Annotated in this window: 18 protein-coding genes; 6 read left to right on the top strand and 12 right to left on the bottom strand. The window is 41.6% G+C overall.

The window, feature by feature from the left end:
- Positions 1-137: 137 nt before the first annotated feature.
- Positions 138-488: a 4Fe-4S dicluster domain-containing protein gene (locus tag ABD873_RS06055; RefSeq protein WP_039054106.1), complete on the bottom strand. Its 351-nt coding sequence runs from the start codon at positions 486-488 to the stop codon at positions 138-140.
- 163 nt (positions 489-651) lie between these two features.
- Between ABD873_RS06055 and ABD873_RS06050 the strand changes: the two genes are divergently transcribed.
- The 5 genes from ABD873_RS06050 (at position 652) to dnaJ (ending at position 4,477) form a co-directional block, all read left to right on the top strand.
- The gene (locus ABD873_RS06050; RefSeq protein WP_345066002.1) at positions 652-1,671 is read left to right on the top strand and encodes an acyl-CoA reductase; all 1,020 of its coding nucleotides are present in this window, start codon (positions 652-654) and stop codon (positions 1,669-1,671) included.
- Between the two features lie 59 nt (positions 1,672-1,730).
- Positions 1,731-1,934, top strand: coding sequence for a fructose-6-phosphate aldolase (locus ABD873_RS06045; protein ID WP_345065999.1), 204 nt, complete (start codon positions 1,731-1,733; stop codon positions 1,932-1,934).
- A 1-nt stretch (position 1,935) separates the two neighbouring features.
- The gene (locus ABD873_RS06040; protein ID WP_345065996.1) at positions 1,936-2,616 is read left to right on the top strand and encodes a cell division ATP-binding protein FtsE; all 681 of its coding nucleotides are present in this window, start codon (positions 1,936-1,938) and stop codon (positions 2,614-2,616) included.
- A gap of 139 nt (positions 2,617-2,755) precedes the next feature.
- Positions 2,756-3,316 carry a nucleotide exchange factor GrpE gene (locus tag ABD873_RS06035; RefSeq protein ID WP_039053988.1) on the top strand — a complete coding sequence of 187 codons (561 nt, stop codon included), beginning with the start codon at positions 2,756-2,758 and terminating at the stop codon, positions 3,314-3,316.
- A gap of 12 nt (positions 3,317-3,328) precedes the next feature.
- Complete coding sequence (gene dnaJ / locus ABD873_RS06030) at positions 3,329-4,477, top strand: molecular chaperone DnaJ (RefSeq protein ID WP_345065993.1); 1,149 nt, start codon at positions 3,329-3,331, stop codon at positions 4,475-4,477.
- Positions 4,478-4,512: 35 nt separating this feature from the next.
- On the opposite strand, the gene ABD873_RS06025 is transcribed toward dnaJ, so the two are convergent.
- The 4 genes from ABD873_RS06025 to pdxH form a co-directional block, all read right to left on the bottom strand.
- Positions 4,513-5,850 carry a PDZ domain-containing protein gene (locus ABD873_RS06025; RefSeq protein WP_345065990.1) on the bottom strand — a complete coding sequence of 446 codons (1,338 nt, stop codon included), beginning with the start codon at positions 5,848-5,850 and terminating at the stop codon, positions 4,513-4,515.
- Between the two features lie 278 nt (positions 5,851-6,128).
- On the bottom strand, positions 6,129-7,322 hold the full coding sequence (locus ABD873_RS06020; protein ID WP_345065987.1) for an NADH-quinone oxidoreductase subunit D: 1,194 nt from the start codon (positions 7,320-7,322) through the stop codon (positions 6,129-6,131).
- Between the two features lies 1 nt (position 7,323).
- Positions 7,324-7,818 (bottom strand): NADH-quinone oxidoreductase subunit C, encoded by a 495-nt coding sequence (locus ABD873_RS06015; protein WP_345065984.1) that lies wholly within the window; start codon positions 7,816-7,818, stop codon positions 7,324-7,326.
- On the bottom strand, positions 7,818-8,474 hold the full coding sequence (pdxH, locus tag ABD873_RS06010) for a pyridoxamine 5'-phosphate oxidase (protein WP_345065981.1): 657 nt from the start codon (positions 8,472-8,474) through the stop codon (positions 7,818-7,820). The genes ABD873_RS06015 and pdxH overlap by 1 nt, the downstream gene beginning before the upstream one ends.
- Before the next feature lie 139 nt (positions 8,475-8,613).
- Between pdxH and ABD873_RS06005 the strand changes: the two genes are divergently transcribed.
- Positions 8,614-9,174: a YqgE/AlgH family protein gene (locus ABD873_RS06005; RefSeq protein ID WP_345065979.1), complete on the top strand. Its 561-nt coding sequence runs from the start codon at positions 8,614-8,616 to the stop codon at positions 9,172-9,174.
- A gap of 64 nt (positions 9,175-9,238) precedes the next feature.
- Here the strand turns inward: ABD873_RS06005 and ABD873_RS06000 are convergent, their stop codons facing one another.
- From ABD873_RS06000 to ABD873_RS05970, 7 genes are read right to left on the bottom strand one after another with little or no spacing between them, the layout of a single operon-like run.
- The gene (locus ABD873_RS06000; RefSeq protein ID WP_345065976.1) at positions 9,239-10,228 is read right to left on the bottom strand and encodes a hypothetical protein; all 990 of its coding nucleotides are present in this window, start codon (positions 10,226-10,228) and stop codon (positions 9,239-9,241) included.
- Between the two features lie 15 nt (positions 10,229-10,243).
- A complete protein-coding gene (locus tag ABD873_RS05995; protein WP_039054298.1) occupies positions 10,244-11,050 on the bottom strand; it encodes an endonuclease/exonuclease/phosphatase family protein in 807 nt (268 codons plus the stop codon).
- 2 nt (positions 11,051-11,052) lie between these two features.
- Positions 11,053-13,227 carry a DUF5689 domain-containing protein gene (locus ABD873_RS05990; RefSeq protein WP_345065971.1) on the bottom strand — a complete coding sequence of 725 codons (2,175 nt, stop codon included), beginning with the start codon at positions 13,225-13,227 and terminating at the stop codon, positions 11,053-11,055.
- Between the two features lie 12 nt (positions 13,228-13,239).
- Positions 13,240-15,663, bottom strand: coding sequence for a BACON domain-containing protein (locus ABD873_RS05985; protein ID WP_345065968.1), 2,424 nt, complete (start codon positions 15,661-15,663; stop codon positions 13,240-13,242).
- A gap of 16 nt (positions 15,664-15,679) precedes the next feature.
- A complete protein-coding gene (locus tag ABD873_RS05980) occupies positions 15,680-16,588 on the bottom strand; it encodes an endonuclease/exonuclease/phosphatase family protein (protein WP_345065965.1) in 909 nt (302 codons plus the stop codon).
- Positions 16,566-18,044, bottom strand: coding sequence for a RagB/SusD family nutrient uptake outer membrane protein (locus ABD873_RS05975; protein WP_039054182.1), 1,479 nt, complete (start codon positions 18,042-18,044; stop codon positions 16,566-16,568). The genes ABD873_RS05980 and ABD873_RS05975 overlap by 23 nt, the downstream gene beginning before the upstream one ends.
- 13 nt (positions 18,045-18,057) lie before the next feature.
- Entirely contained in the window at positions 18,058-21,417 is a 3,360-nt protein-coding gene (locus tag ABD873_RS05970) for a TonB-dependent receptor (protein WP_345065961.1), read from the bottom strand.
- Between the last annotated feature and the right edge of the window lie 101 nt (positions 21,418-21,518).

Raw genomic sequence — 21,518 nt, 5'->3', positions numbered from 1 at the left:
TAGTGGTTACTAGACGTAACTTAAAATTGAAATTATACTTCTGTTTTTTACTCATAAAAATGCCCCAAATAAGTGTCTAACTTTTTGGGGCATGTCTATAACTCATGCCTTTTTTATTATATGATGGTAATCTTTTATTATTCCCCGTGTAACCAGGCTTTCTTAGCCAACAATTCTTCTTGGGTTTCTACCACATTTTCGTCTTCCACACAACAGTCTACCGGACATACGGCAGCACATTGCGGCTCATCATGAAAGCCCACACATTCTGTACATTTGTCCGAAACGATATAATACACTTCGTTCGAAATAGCTTCCTGTGGTGCCGACGCATCTATAGTAACACCATCGCCAAAATCGATAATTCCATCCAAAGCAGTACCATCCGAAAATCTCCATGGAACACCCGCATCATATATCGCATTATTTGGGCATTCTGGCTCACAAGCCCCACAATTAATGCATTCGTCAGTAATTTTTATCGCCATTTATAACCTCACAATTAATAAATAAACTAATTTTGTACTGTCAAAAGTAAAAATCGATTTCTAACTTTCATAATAAAAGTATACGTAATCAGTAGAGTTTTTACTTATTTGACAAAACAAAGATAAAGTAAATAATTATCAGAATAATTCTAAATTACATATTTTGACAAAGAACGAGAGAATCAGAGCTTTTGCAACATTAGGAGAATGGATGTGCAATCCTGACAGGGACAGTTTATTCCGCATAGAAAGCATCCACCTTCAGAATGCCTGGTACACTAAAGAAAATATCCTCAAGCAGTTTCAAACGCTTGGCCAAAACCTTACTGTAGAAAAACTGGAACAGTGGACTTCGGCCTACCCTATCCAAGACGGGATGAACAACAAAACCGTGGGACTAGTCCTTGCCGGCAACATTCCGTTGGTAGGATTTCACGACCTACTGTCTACACTTATTACAGGCTTCACGGCACTGGTCAAACTATCTTCGGATGATGCGGGGGTCAGCAAGCTCATCATCCACAAACTTCTAGAAATAGAACCACGCTTCCAACAGCATATACATCTGGTGGATCGCCTTTCCAATTTTGATCTTGTCATCGCCACAGGGTCCAACAATACTGCCCGATACTTCGAATATTATTTCGGAAAAAAACCGAATATCATCCGTAAAAACAGAAACTCCGTGGCAGTACTGACAGGAAAAGAATCTACAAAAGAACTTCACCTGTTGGGTTACGACATCTTCGACTATTTCGGTTTGGGATGCCGGTCCGTATCAAAAATATTCTTGCCTTCAGGCTACAACATAGCGACTTTCTTCGAGGCTATCGAACCTTTCAAAGATATCAAGGACCATTTCAAATACAGCAACAACTACGATTATAACAAATCTATATACCTTGTAAACGGAGACAAACATTATGACAACGGCTTCTTGCTACTCAAAGAAGACGAAAGGATAGCCTCTCCCCTGGCAGTAGTTTATTATGAAGAATATGACAGCTTATCCGATGTAGAGTCTTTTATCAACAACCATGCAGATCAAATTCAATGTGTGACGTCTATGACGCCCCTAAATATCCGTACCCCTCAATTTGCACTGGGCGGCAGCCAATGTCCTGCATTAAACGACTATGCTGACGGAGTGGATACGTTGAAATTTCTGACAGACCATCAATAATTGTTAAATTGATAAGCTTATAACAGGCAATTCATAAAAAATTCTAACTTTGTTTAACTATGTATGTAATCAAAGTAAAAGGTGTGGCAAAAATTCCTGACTATGTCCAATTGCGCGACGACGCCTTCACGCTCTTGGCCTACTTCAGGGTTGACAGACCCGACAAATCTTTGGAAAAAATCGGGTTAGGAGATAAAGCCGAACAAATCATGAAAATCGTTCAGGAATTGCCTTTCGGACAAATAAAAAAAATCAAACTATAAGATGGTAAAAAACACAGTAATACGTCTAAAAAACGTAGATATATATCAACAAAAACATTTAGTACTATCCAACGTTAATCTTGAGATCGACAAAGGTGAATTTATCTATCTTATCGGTCAATCGGGTTCCGGAAAAAGTTCCTTATTGAAAATCATATACGGCGATCTGTATATCGCCAACGGTGAAGGTTTGGTAGCTGGCTTTGACCTTAAGACCTTGCGCGAAAATGATGTACCCTTTCTTCGAAGAAAATTAGGTATTGTCTTCCAAGATTTCCACTTGCTAAACGACCGTACGGTAGAAAAAAATCTTGAATTTGCACTGAAAGCTACCGGATGGAAAGACAAAAACCTCATCCAAAACAAAATGATAGATGTACTGGAAAAGGTGGGATTACGCTCAAAGATACACAAGATGCCCCACGAGCTGTCCGGAGGAGAACAGCAACGTATCGTTATAGCAAGAGCTTTGCTCAACGATCCGGAAATCATTCTTGCGGATGAGCCTACAGGAAACTTGGACCCCGCCACTTCAGAAGAAATCGTACTGTTGCTTCGTGACATAGCCGCTTCTGGTACGGCTGTACTTATGGCTACACACGACTACCAGATCATACGTAATATGCCATCGCGTATTATACGCACCAGTGACGGCGCCCTACACGACAACGTAAGTATATAAAACTGACAAAAACTATTTTAATCCGACATTTTGGACGTGTTTATTCATCAAGCACTGACAAGGTGTCGGATATTTTATAATGGCAAAATTATTGAAACCCCTACTTGAGCTACTCAAGTATCTAAAAAAAATTGTGATCATGAACGAAAAAGAAAATATTCAAGACGAAAAGCAGCAAAACGAAAACGTAGAACAGAACGAAAAAGAACACACGCAAGAACAAGAAACATCTGCAGAAACTCCGGCCCCTTCTCAGGAAGAAGTGCTGAGCAATCAGCTTGCCGAAATGCAGGATAAATATGCACGTTTGTTTGCTGAATTCGATAACTATAAGAAGAGAACAGCGAAGGAACGTATAGAATTGATTCAGACTGCGGGCCAAGCTGTAATCTCTAAACTATTACCGGTTTTGGATGACTTTGACAGAGCATTATCAGCGATGGCTACAGCTCAAGATATTGAAGCTATTAAGCAAGGCATAGAATTGGTAAACAATAAGTTCCGCAAGATCCTTGAAAACGAAGGTCTCAAAGAAATTAAAGTTATCGGAGAGCCTTTCGATGCGGATTTTCAAGAAGCAATCACTGCCATTCCAGCGCCTTCAGAAGATATGAAGAACAAAGTTATAGACGTCGTTGAGAAAGGATACACTTTAAATGACAAAGTTATCCGCTATGCAAAAGTAGTGATTGGACAATAATAGCAACTATTTATGTCAAAAAGAGATTATTATGACGTACTTGGCGTTTCGCGTCAAGCCGATGCAGCAGAAATAAAATCAGCTTACCGTAAGTTGGCGATAAAATATCACCCGGACAAAAATCCGGACGACCCTACCGCTGAAGAAAAATTTAAAGAAGCTGCAGAAGCTTACGAAGTGCTGAGCGATCCGGAAAAAAGAGCTAGGTACGACCAGTTCGGCCATGCAGGAACCTCATCCAACTTTGGTGGTGGCGCCGGCATGAATATGGAAGATATCTTTAGTCAATTTGGGGATATTTTCGGCAGTGGAAGCCCTTTCGAAAGTTTCTTCGGTGGAGGCAGAAGTTCCAGAGGAGGACGTCGTGTACCTAAAGGTACCAACCTGCGCATCAAGGTTAAGCTTACCTTAGAAGAAATTGCCAAAGGGGTAGAGAAAAAGATAAAAGTAAACAAGCAAGTAGTCTGCCGTACCTGTAACGGTACTGGCGCTAAAGATAAATCGTCATACCACACCTGTAGAACATGTGGTGGTTCAGGATCGGTAAGACGCGTTACCAACACCATTTTGGGACAAATGCAAACCACCAGTACCTGTCCTACCTGTAACGGGGAAGGTATAGAAATAAGCGCTAAATGTACTACCTGTCGTGGCGAAGGATTAGTAAGAGGGGAAGAAACCATCTCTATCAATATCCCTGCCGGCGTAAGCGAAGGAATGCAGCTATCCATGAGCGGCAAAGGTAATGCAGCCCCTCGCGACGGCGTACCAGGCGACTTGATTATCCTCATCGAAGAGATTCCGCATGCTACCTTAAAACGTGATGGCAACAATGTTATCTACGACCTTTATGTCAACTTTGTAGATGCAGCCCTAGGTACCAGCGTGGAAGTTCCAACAATAGATGGGAAGGCAAAAATTAAAATAGAACCGGGAACGCAAGGAGGAAAAATACTCCGCCTAAAAGGAAAAGGTATTCCGGAAGTAAACTCCTACCACAAAGGAGACCAGTTGATTTACGTCAACATATGGACTCCGAAAGCTTTGTCGCCAGAAGAAAGAGAATTGTTAGAAAAACTAAGGAATTCTCCAAACTTCAAGCCTCAACCCGGAAAAAGCGAAAAGTCCTTTTTCGATAGGATTAAAGAATATTTTGAATAACAAATAAAAAAGAGCATCGTAAAGATGCTCTTTTTTTATACACCTTTGTAGGTCTGCAGCGACAAAGGATCTTCCAACTCAAAGGAAATATTAAGCTCTTTATCTCCTCTTCTTATCTGCATCTTAATACGTTTACCTTCACCGGACTGAAGTTTAGCCTTTATATCCTGCAGCTTCATCTTTCCTACCATTCTGCCGTTAATTTTAAGAATCTGATCTCCAATTTGAATACCAGCCTGCTCTGCCGGAGAGTTAGGCCTTACCTGATTGACAATATAGGTCGCATGCAGCTCAATAAGATAATTCACCTGGGTGCTAAACACAATGGTCCTACCTTCCATACGCTCATTTTCTCCCATATCCTGATACAACATACGGTGACGTACAAATTCAAATCCATCGTGTACAATTTCCAGTCCACTCATATCCACCACATAAGGCTTGTGGAAGTTTTTGTTCACTCGCAAATAAATACGCTGGTTTGGATAATCCAAAATGACATGAAAGCGACTCAAGATCTGGTTGCCTATGGATCCAACTCTGTTTTTCGATATCTTAACTGGATCATAGCTGTTGCTGTCAGGATAAGCGACAATAGGATATTCGACAACATACTTTGCCCATCGCAAACTTTTAATCCTGTTTTTATAGCCAAACACAGCCCCATTGAACCCCATTCCTAAATATTCCCGGATGTAGGGAGGCGAGATAACATAATGAGACAACTGACGCTGAAAAAGCATCATAGGATTCGAATTTCCTAAATCTAAGAGTAGCTTTTGGTTCTCAAATCTCTTCTCTTTAGTTTCAATATGAGCTTGGGTATAAACACGGTCATTTTCCAGTATTAGGGGAAATGAATCATACTTATCCACTTTTAATCCTAAATCTGAAGCACTATGTGCAACAGTAATCTTCTTCTTAATATAGTCTATAGCAACTACGTTACTTCTGAAGAATAAGCTCCCCAAAATTCCGTGAATAGGAATACCTATATTGCGCGAGAGGTTGAAACTAGTATCCGTAATTACATAAAGATGATGCACTGAATCGATTAAAGTACCTACCTCCAGCTTATTGCGTAGAGAAACCATTCCTTGAATAGGTCTCCCAATACCAAAACCCTGAAACGTGACAGCAGAGGTATTCTTCAGGAAGACGGAGTCCACCTGTCCAAACAACAACGTTTCCTTTACTCCATTGTCCAATAAAAACGATAAGGGTTCTCCATTAAGTTTGACAGACAATAAAATGAGATTATCTACAAAGTCGAAAGGTATCACAACCTTCTTATCATGTGGAAAATGCCAAAGCTGAGCTCGAAGCGGTCCTATATGCAATAGGAAGAAAAAGTATAGTAGGAACCGTTTCATAGGACAGACTTTTTTATATTAAGTTAACCAAAATTATCCTATAAAGCAATATAACTATGAACACATGCTAAAGAACAAGTTAGAAAGCTATTCTTAAGCCAAGCATTTTATGTTTTTACTTCATAAAAATTTATTAGATAATAATAAAAAAACGAGCCTAAAGCAGGGCTGCTTTAAACTCGCCTATTAACCAATTATAAACTTAAATTATGAGACCACAAAGGTACGCAAAATAGTTTACCATGCAAATTATTTTTGCGTTTTTTTGCGGTTTTCAATTATCGGTCGACTTCTCCAAGCACAATATCGATAGATCCTAGAATAGCTATTAAATCTGCTATAAGGACTCCTTTTCCTAATTCCGGAAGAACTGAAAGATTATTAAAACTAGGGCCTCTGGCCTTAACACGACGTGGAATATCGGTTTTTGCTTGTGTTTCAAAATAAAAACCGAGTTCTCCTTTAGGATTTTCTGCACGTACATAATATGCTTGTTCTTTTAAAGTTACTTTTTTAGGAACCAAGGCCCGTGGGTCAAATTCCGGAGAACGTGCAAAATCCGACATCAGGCGATCGGCACATTGCTCAATGATTTTAATAGATTCTTTAATCTCATCGACACGCACCTTATAGCGATCCCAACAGTCCCCAACAGTCCCCATCAAACCTTGTCCTATAGGAATGTCGAAATCCAATTCAGGATACACGGAATACCCATCCACACGTCGTAAATCCCACTTCACCCCACTGGCACGCAGCATAGGCCCTGAACAGCCATAGTTAATGGCTACATCTGCCGGCAAGACACCAATGTTTGCCGTACGTGCGATGAATATCTGATTGTTGGTAAGCAAGTCATCCAGCTCGTCCAACTTAGGACGAAAGTAGCTTACAAACTCCTTGCAGCGCTCCTCAAAACCTACAGGAATGTCATAGAAAATGCCTCCTACCCAAATGTAGTTATACAGCATACGGGATCCCGACGCCCATTCTAACATATTCATTATATGTTCTCGGTCGCGGAAACACCACAAGAATGGAGTAAACGCTCCTATATCGATACCGTAGGTTCCTATGGCAATGAGATGGGATGCTATGCGATTCAGTTCACAGACTAAAACGCGTATATACTCTACCCGTTTCGGAATTTTATCGGCTATTCCCAACATACGTTCTACTCCCATCACATAGCTGTGGCTGTTGTTCATAGAAGCCAGATAGTCCAGTCGGTCCGTGAAAGGAATGGTTTTGGGATAGCTCAACGACTCAGCATGTTTATCAAAACAGCGGTGCAGATATCCCAAGTGAGGGATGATTTCCTTAACAATTTCACCGTCGGTAATCAACTCCAAGCGCAACACTCCGTGCGTAGAAGGATGTTGTGGTCCTAAGTTGATGACCATCTCGGTAGAACCTATACTTTCTATCTTCTCTTTATATTTCAGGTAACCCTGATTGTATTGTTCAAGCATGTTATTCACCTTTTATTGGTATTCCGTGGTACGATTCCGGATCTTCATAATCTTTACGCAGAGGAAAGCCCTGCCAATCGTCCGGCAGCAGAATTCTTCGCAAGTCAGGATGTCCTGAAAAAAATATACCCATAAGGTCAAAGGCCTCCCTCTCGTGCCAATCGGCTGTTCGCCATACACTGCTTACGGAAGGTACTTCCGGCAAATTGTTCTTATCTCTATTTTCCATAGTCAGCTCCACGCGGAGAGTCAGCTGTCTTTGAAAGGGAAGAGACGCTAGATTATATACTACAGCAAATCTATTTTCCGGAAAATAATCCACCGCAGTAATATTTGATAGAAAGTCAAAATAGTATTTACTATCATCTCTGAGATAACGGCAAACGTCAACCAAAATATCTTTCGGCAGTGTGATGGTCTGCTGCAGTCCCCCTTCCATGGGCTGTATGTTTTCCACACCGAACTTGCTCTGTAAATCTTGTATCAAATTGTTCATTAGGGTGCTAGTCTTTTTTTTGTCCAGGAGTTATTTTCCGCTTTTGTATATACAATCCTGTCATGCAATCGAGAGCTTCTTCCCTGCCAAAATTCCATGCGCACAGGCTTCACCAAATATCCGCCCCAAAAGGTGGGGCGTGGCACCAAGGGTTGTCCGGCAAACTTATCTTCATACGTTGCCACACGTTCCTCCAATACGGACCTGTCGGCAATAACCTGACTTTGAGGGGATGCCCAAGCACCTATTTGACTGCCACGAGGTCGTGACGCGTAATACTCATCGGAATCTTCTGCCGGCAACTTCTCCACTATACCTTCAATACGAACCTGACGCTGTAACTCCGGCCAAAAAAACAACAGACTCACCTTGCCATGTTGTTCTATATCTTGTCCTTTCTGACTAGTATAGTTGGTAAAAAAACTAAATCCTTCAGACTTCAAATCTTTAAGAAGGACTACCCGAGATGAGGGGAAACCTTCACGATTTATAGTCGAAAGAACCATAGCGTTAGGTTCCACCACCTCACCATCCAAGGCCTGCTGAAACCACCGTTCAAACTGTTCTATAGGATTGCCTAATGTGTCATTTTCCGATAAAGAGCCCTTCGCATAATCCTCCCTTATCGCAGCTATATCCTTATGTTCGATTGCCATAAAAATCAAAAATTATTTATACAAACTTAATAAATGAAGTGCATAAATCTACCTAATAAGTGGGATTTTGACAGACACATTTCACTTGTTGAAACGTTTTTTGTAGTTTAGACTAAAAATAACATGGAGAGAAAAAATTATGTTTAATTCGAATCCACCAAAACAGGGAAGTTTGCTGCTTTCAGAGCCTTTCATGTTGGATCCCAATTTTGAGCGATCTGTAGTATTGCTATGTGAACATAACGAGGATGGCACGATAGGTCTTATTCTGAACCAACGGTCAAGCTTGTTGCTGTCGGATGTGGTGGATATGGATGTCGCAGACTTTCCTTTATATATTGGAGGGCCGGTACAGCACAACGCCATCTTTTATCTGCACCGTGCTCCCGAGAAAATAGAAAACGGCAAACTTATCTACAAAGACATCTACTGGGGTGGGGATTTCGAAAAAGCGGTTTTTCTGATTAACGAAGGTATACTTTCCACAACAGAAATAAAATTTTTCCTTGGCTACTCAGGCTGGTCCCCGGGACAACTTGACGAGGAAATAAATCAAAATTCTTGGGCGGTACATAATGAATACAGTACTGAACTCACCTTCCTCACCGATGGAGAAGACCTATGGAAACAGGCTTTGATAAGCTTAGGGCCTAAATATGCTCATGTAGCCAACTTCCCGAAAAGTCCTTATCTGAACTAAATGAACTCAGATTAAAAAAGCGAAACTGATGAGTTTCGCTTTTTTAATGCAATTAATACAGTAGTTAATGAGTTTCAAACTCATGCACAGAATATATATTGAAGTTGTCAAGAAATATTCTGTTAGCAGGAGAACTGATACTGTTTCCTGTGACAAAACGTACCCTGATGGTAGAGATTACCGTATTGGTTTCTGGCTTCTTGATATATAAGTAATGGAAAGAATTATTCCATAAATTTTGTTCTACCAAAGCAGACTTTGAATCAAAGTGATTTAAGGCAATGGTCTGGGAAGTGGTACCATCCTCAAACTGACAGCCGTTTTGAAGTTCTACTGTAAGCTTATTGTTGTCGGGCTCGCCAAACAAAGGCGCATACGCCACCGCGTTGAAGCTCAATACCAAAATACTGTCCTTCTCTATTCCACCTATGTTTCTGCTTATAAAATCAGCACCATAGTTATCCTTTCCAAGTTTTACATGCTCGAATCGGCCGTACACATATGCTGCCTCCTGGTCCTCTCCTACCGTAGAAGTCCATCCATTCGCCAGCTGTGTAGAAGTCCAGCTTTGCATCAACACCTCCCTCCCTTCATCCAAGGGATTTACCACGCCATAACGTAACCAACTAAAGTTATCACTAAACCGGCGTGTATATCCTTGTGTGACTGTGACAAATCCTCCATCAAGATCTTCTGTGATAAGAGATAACACACTAGTTCTTAACTCAAAAGTTTCCTTCAATGGTTTAATATCCAATATGACATGGTACAGGGAATTAGATACTTTTTCCACCTTCTCTATACTAATCCAATTTTCTGGATCTGCCTTTTCACTCGAAATAGAAAATTCTTTGTCGGTCAAGACATAGAGTGTATCTTTTCCTCCGGAGATATCTACCTTATAGGCAGACTTAATTTGATCTTCAGCATGAACACTCGAAGATATGATAAAATCTGATGCGGAGGAGGAAATCTCTTCTTTCTCACAGGATGTCAGACCTAAGGAGAAGAGTATTAAACCATATAGAGCCTTATTTAAATGATTCTTTAACATAACAATCTTTAAAAATTAATTCCAAGTAATTACAAGGTCAGCGATAATGGGTAGATGGTCGAGGTCATTTAATCCGGTATATGGTGCCGACACATTAAAAATCTTGATATTCGAAGAAGTAACTATATTATCTATGTTACCATTCGTATCACCTCGAAATCCTGTTCTCAAGGCTTTACCACCAGAGGTGTTGAACCATCCCAAATGCCCTCCATTGGCAATATTAAACCCTTGTTCAGCAAACTTCAACTGGTTAGCATCAGGAGCATTCATATCCCCCATACAGATAAAATACTTATACTTCTTAAGTTCTTCGAGAAGCATACCGAAAGAATGGTCATGGATATTCTTCTGCCAAGGGATATGTGTTGAGATGACCGTTATCACCTCATTCCCAATATGCAAATCCCCTAACACAGCGTAATAATCGCCATCCCACTTTTTCTCTCTTATATTGGTTATTTTATAATTTGTCGCAAAGCCATTAAAAATCCAGCGGTATGGGGTACCCAATACCACGGTGGAATAAAAGGGATCTAATAGCTGTTGTTGTGCCTGATATACGCTATCCTTGTCAAAGTATAGATTCCATTCATTGAAAGAAAAAATATCAAAACCTTGAACACCTATCCATTGCTTCCATCTGATAAGTTCTGCGGCCGCGACCTTCTTATCAAGCTGGAAACCACCCAATGACCCTTGGTTAAAATGTCCTACATTATATGAACATACCCGTAGCTTCACCGGCATGCTTGGTGTTTGCTGTGCAACACCTAATGTTGCACAGCAAAGAAAAATCAAACTATAAATCAATCGAATCATATCTATTTATTATATCGAACGGCTAGATAGCCAATGCCTGTATTTGAAGCGGCAGTCATAGGTTCTGACGCATACGAATTACCATCACTAGCCAAATTTTTATCCACTATCAACCGGATATAAACAGTTGATTTACCTAACATTGCCAATGGAAGCTTGAAGTTATAGTTCTTATAAGCTGCAAGCTGATGTATGGTTGTATTGGCCCACAAAGGCATATCGGTAACCGTAAAAGTTCCTATAGTATTCCACGCTTGATCCATGTTTCCATGCTCAGACCATTCTACCCTCCAGTAGCGAGGCGCTCCTTTTCCTGTCGCACCAGTCAGGTTGGACATAGTAAACTGAAGTGAGAGCTGAGACGTATTTACCCCAAGAGTAGAGAATTCTAAGATGAAGGCCTCTCCTCTCTGTTTAGCTTCATTCCACCACATGGTATTGGCAGCAATAGCGGCATTTACTACCTGCCCCTTACCATCACTGTTTGTGTTGGCTTCCTGATTCTGTTTAGTTACCCCCACAAGAACTCCATTTCCATATTGATTGGTATTCCCCAGATTCGTAGCTCCTACAGGTCCTAAATAAGAGTAATCGAAGCTGCGCGTCAGGTTAAGGTTAGCTACCGAAGATTTTATCGTACCCGAACCGTATGTAGCCTTGGCCACACCATTCTCGATAACAGGATATTGGAATTCCGTCAGCAAGCCCGAGAAACCTTGATTAAAATCCGAATTGATTTTGATATCTTCTTTTGCCAGATGGCGGATTTGATATCGACCTATATTTCCATATTTATCTTCTGTTGGAGCATCTTCGTATTCAAAGCGTGTAAATTTCTCATGGACGATGACGCCGGCCACTGTACCCGAGCCGTAAGGCAGCATAGCTCCATCCCGTCTATAAGGAACATTCGTATTGGTCATCAGGAATATGGTGTTCCCTTGAATATCGCGCATCAACAAAGGGTATTTCGCAATACGGTGTGCGCTGAACAAAATAGAATACCCCTCATTTATAGGTGTAAAAGAACCCTTTCGGATAGGAAACTCCACGTCTTTCAAGGTGACAAATGTGAAAATATCGTCGTCCGTAAGCTCGCTGATATATTTACTTTTCACCGCAAGGTCAGAAGCTCTACCTTCTTCTTGGCTTAACACCATCATGGATGTCACTCCTGTGATAGTATAAAAATCGGGATTCGATTCCTTATTCACCGTAGTGCCCTTCAAAAGAATTTTCACTTTGCTATATCTTTCGAAGATATTGTCATTAGCCGTACTAGTGACAATCTTAAAACCATATCGGCCATCGAAACTTTGGATATAGGTAACCTTATCGTTTTCGGTATAGTTGATTGCCGTAGGTGTAGTCTGTAAATATTCGCTAGCGTTAGGGTTCTTAGCATCAGAGATGATATGTCCTTCGATATAAATATCGGAGGTAATACGTTCTCCAGCCCATGCCCTCACCTGTGGAAAGTCGACCAATGTTCCAAATTCATTATTTGCATTGGCCTGCACCAAATATAAGGTGGAGGATATCTGCGCTCCCCAACCATCCACGTAGGTAAGCTTCACCTGTACGCTACGCAAGTTTACTGGATCGGGATTGGGCTGCACGCTGAATGTCAACAAAGAATCCTGAGCATGATAGTTGAAATCTTCATTCACCCATGGTTCTACACTTGCATCAGGATAAATCACTTGAATATCTATATCCTCAAAAGGAACATTGGCATTCAAATCTACATTAACCGTTCCCCCGTCGCCCAATACCGAGGTATTGAGGACTGGGAATTGCATCTTGGCTTCCATGACGCCACGCTGCTTGATATACACGGTATCGTAGCGTCCATATTGTTCGGAATGAAGAGGAACTACTGCCATTCTATTGAAAGAGTCATTCGCTTCAAAGCGGAAAGTGATGGTGGTATCCCCTCTGAAAGACTTGCCATCGGTCTTCAGCCAAGTGTCTTCGGGACTTATATCTACTGTAAATTCCGAATTGGACAACACTTTTACCTTCACTTCTCCCGCAGTATTAGGAACGATAAACTCATTGGTTTGTGCCCCTAATTCCGAAAAAGGCACAAGTTCTACCACATCCTTCTTACAGGCCTGGAATGCTATAAGCATCAGCACCAAAGGAACTATATGTTTTAAAATTTTACTTTTCATCGTATTCAGACCTTATTGAATATAATTAATAGCTACTACACCGAAGCGCACATTCACCGCACCATGGGAGGCACTCACCGTACCGCCTTCACCTCCATTAGGACTGTCTACTGCACAAATGTTGCTCTTAGGTTCTATACGTAGATAAACATTATCCTGACCGAGAAGGCTGTTAGGCAATTTTATCGAATATGGGTTAAGTCCCAAAGCGGTAAAATTGTGGTTCAGTCCCCATCCAGCCAATGGCCGCACCGAAAAATCAGAGTTAGGCACAACGGCATAGTTAACACCATCGGTAGAATATTTCACATGCCAGTACACTGGTACGTGCAATGTTGCTGCCGTTCCCGACCCACCTCCAATGTTAAAGTTCAATATCATTGTTTTTGCGGATGCTATATTTTTGGTCGAGAATTTTATGATCATAGCCTCCGGAGCATTTTTTGAACCATCCCACCACTTCTGGTTAAATTGGAATGCCGAGGATGGCACAGCCTTAGAGTTAGGATCGCTATGATATAGAGGATTGGCTCCCAAGGAAGCATTAACTCCAGTAGAAGGAAGTATAGTTCCCTGACCTACAGCCGGAAGATAGCCGCTAGTTCCATTTCCGTTTAGCGTCCCTCCTGCACTCAAATTGTCCGGATTGAAGTAGCGCCATTCTACCAGTTTCTCAAAAGTATTATTGTTATATAATTGAACATCAGCCTTATTTACCGGCCTTATGCTGTAGCGCCCAATCTCTCCGGCTCCGGCGCCATAGCGTATGATTTTGTTGTGTACAATGATTCCTGCAAGGTCTCCTACTCCTTTTGGCAGCTGATCTCTACTCCAGCTGTTGGCTGTATTCACTATCATCTTGATACTCGAGCCTTGCTGGTCGTAGATACTGGTAGGAATAGCATCCAGATAGGCTACGTTAGCACCGGCCCCTTGTGTATTCCAAGAGGTAGTTCGCGCATATCCCATATTGATATTGGTAAAGGCGCCATAAGGAATAGCTATCGTTGTCTCTTTCAACTTCAGATAGGTATGCACATCTTCATCCACCAGCTCCCCTATATATTTCGAACGGATAGTATAGTCCGTCGGTGCTACATTCTCTACCTGAACAATATTACCAGAGGTAAGCCCCTTAATTGTATATCGGGTTGGGTTAGCTTCTTTTACTAGAGTAAGGCCGTCGACCATAATAGAAGCTCTTGTAAATCTGGACAGAATGTTGGCTGCCTGTGTACCAAACTTCAAGCGGAAGCCTGATGTGCCATCCTCCGTCTGTATATAGTTTGTCTTCAACGACTCGGTAAAATCTATGGCGTTGAATGCGGTATTCGGGTTCAGGTCCATATTGTTATTACCGGCATCCCCCACCACTATACCTTGAATCACTTTCAGCGGTGCTGAAATGCGTATTTCTCCTGTTGGTCCCGGAATCATAGCCTTGAGAGCATCAAAATCTATAAAATCGTAGTCTTGCGCTGTCTGTATGACTTTGTGAGTCAAATCCACATAGGTCACTCCTTTGTTTACCAGTTTCAAATTCACGTTGGCTACACGCTGCTGACCTGACTCGTTGGCACGTACGGCAATAATCAGCAAACTGTCATTAGTAAGTTCCACATTCTCTATCCACCCACTACCATTTTCATAGGAAACAGTTTTTTCAAATTCAGGGAATAGTGCGCTAACATTTCCTCGTACGATGACCGTATCCATCTTAGGCCTTCGGGTGAGATAACTTTCGGTGGTTTTCTGCGTCAATGTCGGGTTTGTAGTGGTCTGATCCACATCAGCATATACCGTATACTCTTTGTCATACGCATCAAAAACAGTAAGATAAATCCTCACCGTCCTTGTACGGTTATAATTGTTTTCCAACAGGTCAAACTCAAATCCATTTTCCGTAAGGGCGGCATTGGTAACCCACTTCTCAGAAGTCTCATCGTCATATAGATATTCGACCAAAATTCTGTTGATATTGGACTGCAAATCATTGACGATAGGTAATGTAATATGAAATGGATTTCTTGTCACTGTATATTTCGACTTAGAAAACCTGAAAGCAGCATTCTGTCCGCTTTGAATGATGACAAGCTCCTTTTGTTCACTGCCTTTGGTGATGAGCAAGGTGGCTTTTCGTGCAATACCGAAATTTCTACTGTACGAAAATAAGATGTCGCCATTGCCGGTTCCGGATTTGGTATTCAGTGTCAGCCAGTCCGTCTCTTCTTTTACAGCTACCTGCCATGGACCGTCGGCATAAATCATAATCTTGGTTTTTCCTTCCGTCGCTTCGAGATGAATCTCTTCAGTAGAGAGGGCCAAAGAGAGGTCTAATTCGTATTTCTTCTCACACCCCACGACCAGAAGAAGAAACCATAACCACATCCATCTATACACTGAGCGACAGAAAAACATATTGGTCAGTCTTTTCATCTTAAATCTTTTAATTTCATTTATTTAAAATCTGCACCATCATTGGAGGATGATCAGAATACACTTCTGTAAATTCGTCATAGATAGGCATAGCCTTTACCACTTTAGGTAAAATAGCCTCCGAACCAAAGATGAAGTCAATCCTACGGGTAGGATATCTGAAATCATAATTGGCCGTGCCGTTGAGTTTATAGCCATGCAAATGGTGGATGACGTCCGTATATCCGGCATTTTCTACCTCATCCAGCACCACAAAGCTCTGGTTAGTTGTATTAGGTTCATAATCTTTACGGTTTACGGAATTGAAATCTCCCATGTATAGCCAATATTTTTCATTGGGGAACTTACGTATGGTGCTATCCAAATTGATATTCACCTCTTGAAGTCTATATTCGTCCCCTCTTCCGTCACCCACAGCTTTCCAATAGGCCTGTGGCCACAGGTGAGTGGTTACAATATTGATCTCCGTATTTTTGAGACGCGCAAAAATAGCCCCATGGGAAGTATACAATGTAATCCTACGACGTGACTCCAAAGGGTATTTAGATGTCAAAGCTACCGGAAAATTATCCGTAGACTTCAAGTTGGTGATGACATATTTATGTCCCCAGCGCGAGGCCAACTGCTCTAGCTGCCTTTGGTTGAAGCCGTTGGCTTCCTGAAGTGCCAACACGTCCGGTCCATGGCTTTTCACCCACTCCACAAACTTGTTGTAATTATTAGCTCTATCGTTTTTCATCCCTTCGAGGATATTGTAGCTAATAATTTTTAATGTATCCGGCAATTTCTCTTCTTCTACCGGGTTTTCAATATCGTCTTCCACAGGTCGGCTTTCTTCCTTTGAACAAGAAAAGAAGAAAACCATCAGTAAGCAAGCAGTAAGCTGCAGGATAACCCTATATCTATTTTCTACCATAGAATTCATACGCTTTATTGTCTAATGCATAATTTGATTTGACTACCTCCATATCCGGAATCGGATAATATTCATGACATGGCAGCATATTGTTTTTAAGAGAAGCATAATCTGTATAATCATAGGTTATCTGATACCAAATTCCCCAACGTACTAAGTCATATTTACGTTGGTATTCACCCAGCAGCTCTCTTCCTCTTTCCTTTTGGATTTCTTCTCTCAACAGATCCCAGTTGCGGAACTCATACATAGGAAGCCCCGCCCTTTTGCGTACCATATTCAGATAGCGGATTGATTCGTCAGCATTTCGCAGTTCCATATAGTTTTCAGCCTGCATGAGCAATGCGTCAGCATAACGGAAAACGCGCTGGTTGTTGCCATCGGCAGAGTTTACCATATTGTACGACCAGAATTTAGGCCCCAACCAAGGTCTTGTACCCACACTGTTGAAAGTCACACCATTGTATTCCCAAGCGAGAAACAGAGGAAGGCGCAGGTCACCACTATTGCGACGCATCACCGTCTGTACAAAATAGGAGTTAGGACGCAAGGCAGACCATGTCGTAGCGGAATTTCCCAATTCCGGAATCACCACACCATCATAGACATTATCTCTGTTGCGGGTAGGCATGCAGATGGCTGCTGAGTTGGTTACCACCTGCAATCCTGTCTCAGAATAGGTAAATTGCACTTCGAAAATGGATTCCTTAATATTTTTGTTTTTCAATGGCAGGTCACTCAATGGATATTGGTCGAGTGAACCATAGATTTTTTCCAACTCCTTCATTGCATCGCGGGCTACATCCCATCTTTTATTCCATTGGGCTAGTTTACCCAAAATCATCCATCCCATAGCCGCCCCACACCGGTTGCCGTCTACATCACTGGTACGTATCTGTGGCAGGTTAGGAACATGTTCTAACAGCTCGTCGATAAGATAATTACGAGTTTCCACAGCCGACATCCTTCCAAGTTTGGATATCCTGTCCAGCACCTCGGCATTAGCCACATCTTCGGTGTAGAAAGGCACATCACCGAAAGTAGAAGTAAGAAACCAATAATAATAAGCACGCATCACTATACCTTCAGCTAGCAATGGCTTTTTGACTTCTTCAGGAATAGGTGCTTTTCTTGTTGCCTCAATAATGGAGTTACAATACATCACACCTCGATATCCCTGGGTCCACATGGTCTGTCCAAAGCGAGGTTGCGCAGGCGAAATATCCAATTGAGCATCCAACGTTCCTGAAGCGATATACATGAGGTCTGTTACCCCTTCCGTAGCTATCAAATAAGTATAGGTATAAATAGTTTTCAGCGGTATATACGTAGCGTTGAGCCCTGAAATAATCTGTGCTTCCGTCTGATAATAATTTTCAGGATTGACAAAAGATGTAGGCTCTTCCTCAATAGAACAACCTACCAGAAGCAAGCTCAACAGCAGTCCCTTAAATAATCTTTTCATAATTTCTAACGAATTAATATCTGATTTGAATAGATCCGACAACAGTTCTAGGCTTAGGATAAGCCCCAATATCCACACGTCTCAATGTTGAAGTGCTGCTTTGTGAAGAAACATCAGGATCAAATCCGTTGTATTTTTTCCATACATACAGATTCTCTCCAGCTAAGCCAAGCTGCAAGCTCTTCAGCTTGTTTTTCGTCACCTTACTTAAGTCGAAATTGTATCCTACAGCCACTGTTTTGATTCTCAGATAGCTTGCATCGTGAACCATTCTGTCCGACGCTATATTATCTGTGCTTCCTGCTCTTGGCAGGTCAGAGTTTGGATTTCTTATTGGATGCCAAGCATTCAGCTGATAAGCGTACTGGTTGGTGATATAACCACCATTTCCTAGCCACTGCTCAGCGATATTATAAATCTTTCCTCCTAAAGAATAGTTGACAAACACATTCAATGTAAGGTTCTTATAACGGAAGTTATTCTGCAAACCTCCATAGATAAAAGGATCCGCATTTCCCAGATATACCTGATCGTTTTCGTTAAATACGCCATCGTGATTGACATCAATATAGCGTGCAGAACCTGGTTGGTACTGACTGGCCGAAGCGGAGACGTAAGACTTGGTAATCTTGTTACGTTCGATCTCGTCTTGATTTTTCCAGGTTCCTGCATATTGGAAACCCCACAAAGCATTCAAAGGATATCCTTTGATATAGCCGTACATCATATAGCTATTGTTGCCATAGGAGCCATACACATTCACGAAGTCGTAATGCCCTATATCATCTACCATTTGCCGGTTGTGCGAAATAGAAAAGCTAGAGCTCCATTCAAAATTCGGTTTTTCGATATTTCGAGTTTCAATGCTGAACTCCACTCCTCTATTTGATGTTTTCCCCACATTGGCAAAACGGGTCGAAAAGCCTGTCTGTGTCGGCGTCTGCACATCCAATAACAGATCCTTGGTATAAGAAAGATAACCTTCTACCGTTATGTTTACCCTCCTATTGAATAGTGATATATCCGCTGCAAGGTTGTACATATCGGTCTTTTCCCAAGAAAGTTTATCGGAAGCTAAACGGGAAGGATAGAATGCCACCGGCTGTGAACCGTTAAAAAGGTAGCCCGATGTGGTGGAAGCCAATGCCGCCAACGATCGATACGATGAAATACCATCGTTACCAGTTCTTCCGGCACTAGTTCTCAGAGCCAACTCATCTATCCACTTAATGTTTTTCATGAAACTTTCCTCGCTGACGGTCCATTTCAGTGCTCCAGAAGGGAAAAACGCCCACTTATTGTTGGCAGCAAAGTTTGATGCCCCATCTCTACGCCCTGTAACAGTGATATAGTATCGATTTTTAAAATGGTAATTGGCACGGGCAAGAAAAGACATCGATGTTTTGTTATTGTTGTTCGAGGTGGCGGTATAATTCTCCTTATCCGGAATAGCATTCATATTGTTCCACAAAATGGCATCCGACTGATAGCCATCCCCTTGCAAGGTAAGGTTGTCGCTCCACACCTTCTGTCCTATGAATCCTAAGGTGAAGTCGATATGATGCTTATCGAAATTTTTTGTATAGTTCAATGTATTCTGACTCATCAGATTGTACTCCGAATACTCTCCGCGGTAAGCTAGCGCTCCCTCATTAGGAGCTTTGGCGGGCAGCGTGCTAGGCTCAAAACGGAATGTATGTTGGCTATAGTTGTAATAAGTCAGCTGCGAGTTGATTTTCAGATTACGGACAGGCTCAATTTCAACATACCCTGTATTGGTAGAGCCATCTCTTTTCAGGTTGCGAATCACGCCCATATCAAGGATAGCTCGGGGAGAGTTAAAAGTTTGTCCCGAATACCACAGATCATTAAAATTATCATACACTTTGATCATAGGATTCAGATAAATGGCTCCATTCCACCAGTTTGTCCCTCCTATCGTCACTAAATTTTGGTCCTCATCACGCTTGGTAATATTATATTTCCATCCCACCTTCATCCATGGGAAAAGCTTATAATCAATATTTACCCTGCCTGTGATTCGAGAGAGTCCGCTTCTTTCGATAATTCCTTCCGTATTGTCATAGGATAGAGACACAAAGTAGTTTCCTCTTTCGTTTCCTCCCGAACCAGAAAGGTTATGTGTATGATAAGGTGCTAGTCTTGTTATCTCATCTACCCAGTCTGTTCCCTTACCCAATGACAAAGGATCCGGGTATGGATAATCCGACAAAGGCGAATTGAGATTGATACTGCCATAAGGGTCGGCAGAGGTAAACAAAGCGTAATCATTTCTGTATTGTGCATATTGAGACGCGTCCATGAGGTCAAGCTTTCGTGGCAGCTGAGACACTCCGAACGTACTCTTCAGATTGATTTGGTCCTTGCCGCGTTTCCCTTGTTTCGTAGTAATGATTATTACCCCATTGCTTCCACGTGAGCCATAGATCGCTGTAGCGGAAGCATCTTTAAGTACGCTTACCGACTCAATATCAGCAATATTGATATCTGAAAGATTACTTATACCGTCGATGACGCCATCCACTACTATCAAAGGCTCGTTGGTAGCCGTAATAGATCTTGTACCACGAATGCGGATAGAAGCCGGAGCTCCAGGTTCACCGGTCGAAGCCATGATATCCGCTCCGGGTACCCTACCTTGAAGAGCTAAGTCTACAGACACCACCGGTGCGTCTTTAATTTCATCCATCTTGACATTGACCACAGATCCTGTCAAATCCTTCTTCTTGACCTCACCGTAGCCTATGACTACGACCTCATCTACCTCGGCAACGGTTTCTGCCAGTACTACTTCCAACTCTCGTGTGGTGGTAATCCTCTTCTCCAGGCTCTCATACCCCAACATGTTGAAAATTACAGTCGTTGGGATTTGGGAAACCTTAATAGTAAAGTTTCCTTCGTTATCCGATACGGCGAGCGATTTGAGAGTATTCTCTCTGATAGTAACACCGGAGAGAGGGTTACCATCCTTATCCTTTACCTTACCTCGGATGATGATTTCCTGTATGAAAGGTTCATCCTCCCTACTTTCTTTCAACGAAACGATTGGTGAAGGTTTGGTCTTCTTCACTACCACTACACTGTTCTTATGCTTCTTAAAATCTAGGTCATATTTTGAAAGGATTTCCGTCAAAATCTTTTCTACCTCCTCCTTTTCATAGTTGACAGAAATTTTAGGTCTGTTAAGTATCAGCTCATCAGCGTAAAAAATGGATAAGCCGCTCTTATGCTGAATTTCTTTCAGCACACTTTCTAATGTTGCATCCGAACGCTGCAAAGTGATTTTCTGTGCAAAAATGGAGGCATTAACCTGCAAGACTGATACTAATAAAAGTATCCAAGTTAACTTCATGACAAACAATAATTTAGGTTCAATGAGGTTATTGGGGAATTTATACCTTAACCGTATTTTTTTCATACATTTGTAAATGTTGAGTTTGTTTAACAACGAAT

The sequence above is a fragment of the Sphingobacterium thermophilum genome (assembly GCF_039541675.1).
Lineage (GTDB): Bacteria > Bacteroidota > Bacteroidia > Sphingobacteriales > Sphingobacteriaceae > Sphingobacterium > Sphingobacterium thermophilum.
Note: the sequence above shows the minus strand (reverse complement) of the source record. Positions and strands in the feature narration are given on the sequence as shown.

What these genes read in the sequence shown, in the direction of transcription:
- ABD873_RS06055 (WP_039054106.1), bottom strand. Translation starts at nt 488, where the DNA reads ATGGCGATAAAAATTACTGACGAATGCATTAATTGTGGGGCTTGTGAG.
- ABD873_RS06045 (WP_345065999.1), top strand. Translation starts at nt 1,731, where the DNA reads ATGTATGTAATCAAAGTAAAAGGTGTGGCAAAAATTCCTGACTATGTC.
- ABD873_RS06040 (WP_345065996.1), top strand. Translation starts at nt 1,936, where the DNA reads ATGGTAAAAAACACAGTAATACGTCTAAAAAACGTAGATATATATCAA.
- ABD873_RS06035 (WP_039053988.1), top strand. Translation starts at nt 2,756, where the DNA reads ATGAACGAAAAAGAAAATATTCAAGACGAAAAGCAGCAAAACGAAAAC.
- dnaJ (WP_345065993.1), top strand. Translation starts at nt 3,329, where the DNA reads ATGTCAAAAAGAGATTATTATGACGTACTTGGCGTTTCGCGTCAAGCC.
- ABD873_RS06025 (WP_345065990.1), bottom strand. Translation starts at nt 5,850, where the DNA reads ATGAAACGGTTCCTACTATACTTTTTCTTCCTATTGCATATAGGACCG.
- ABD873_RS06020 (WP_345065987.1), bottom strand. Translation starts at nt 7,322, where the DNA reads ATGCTTGAACAATACAATCAGGGTTACCTGAAATATAAAGAGAAGATA.
- ABD873_RS06015 (WP_345065984.1), bottom strand. Translation starts at nt 7,818, where the DNA reads ATGAACAATTTGATACAAGATTTACAGAGCAAGTTCGGTGTGGAAAAC.
- pdxH (WP_345065981.1), bottom strand. Translation starts at nt 8,474, where the DNA reads ATGGCAATCGAACATAAGGATATAGCTGCGATAAGGGAGGATTATGCG.
- ABD873_RS06005 (WP_345065979.1), top strand. Translation starts at nt 8,614, where the DNA reads ATGTTTAATTCGAATCCACCAAAACAGGGAAGTTTGCTGCTTTCAGAG.
- ABD873_RS06000 (WP_345065976.1), bottom strand. Translation starts at nt 10,228, where the DNA reads ATGTTAAAGAATCATTTAAATAAGGCTCTATATGGTTTAATACTCTTC.
- ABD873_RS05995 (WP_039054298.1), bottom strand. Translation starts at nt 11,050, where the DNA reads ATGATTCGATTGATTTATAGTTTGATTTTTCTTTGCTGTGCAACATTA.
- ABD873_RS05990 (WP_345065971.1), bottom strand. Translation starts at nt 13,227, where the DNA reads ATGAAAAGTAAAATTTTAAAACATATAGTTCCTTTGGTGCTGATGCTT.
- ABD873_RS05985 (WP_345065968.1), bottom strand. Translation starts at nt 15,663, where the DNA reads ATGAAAAGACTGACCAATATGTTTTTCTGTCGCTCAGTGTATAGATGG.
- ABD873_RS05980 (WP_345065965.1), bottom strand. Translation starts at nt 16,588, where the DNA reads ATGAATTCTATGGTAGAAAATAGATATAGGGTTATCCTGCAGCTTACT.
- ABD873_RS05975 (WP_039054182.1), bottom strand. Translation starts at nt 18,044, where the DNA reads ATGAAAAGATTATTTAAGGGACTGCTGTTGAGCTTGCTTCTGGTAGGT.
- ABD873_RS05970 (WP_345065961.1), bottom strand. Translation starts at nt 21,417, where the DNA reads ATGAAGTTAACTTGGATACTTTTATTAGTATCAGTCTTGCAGGTTAAT.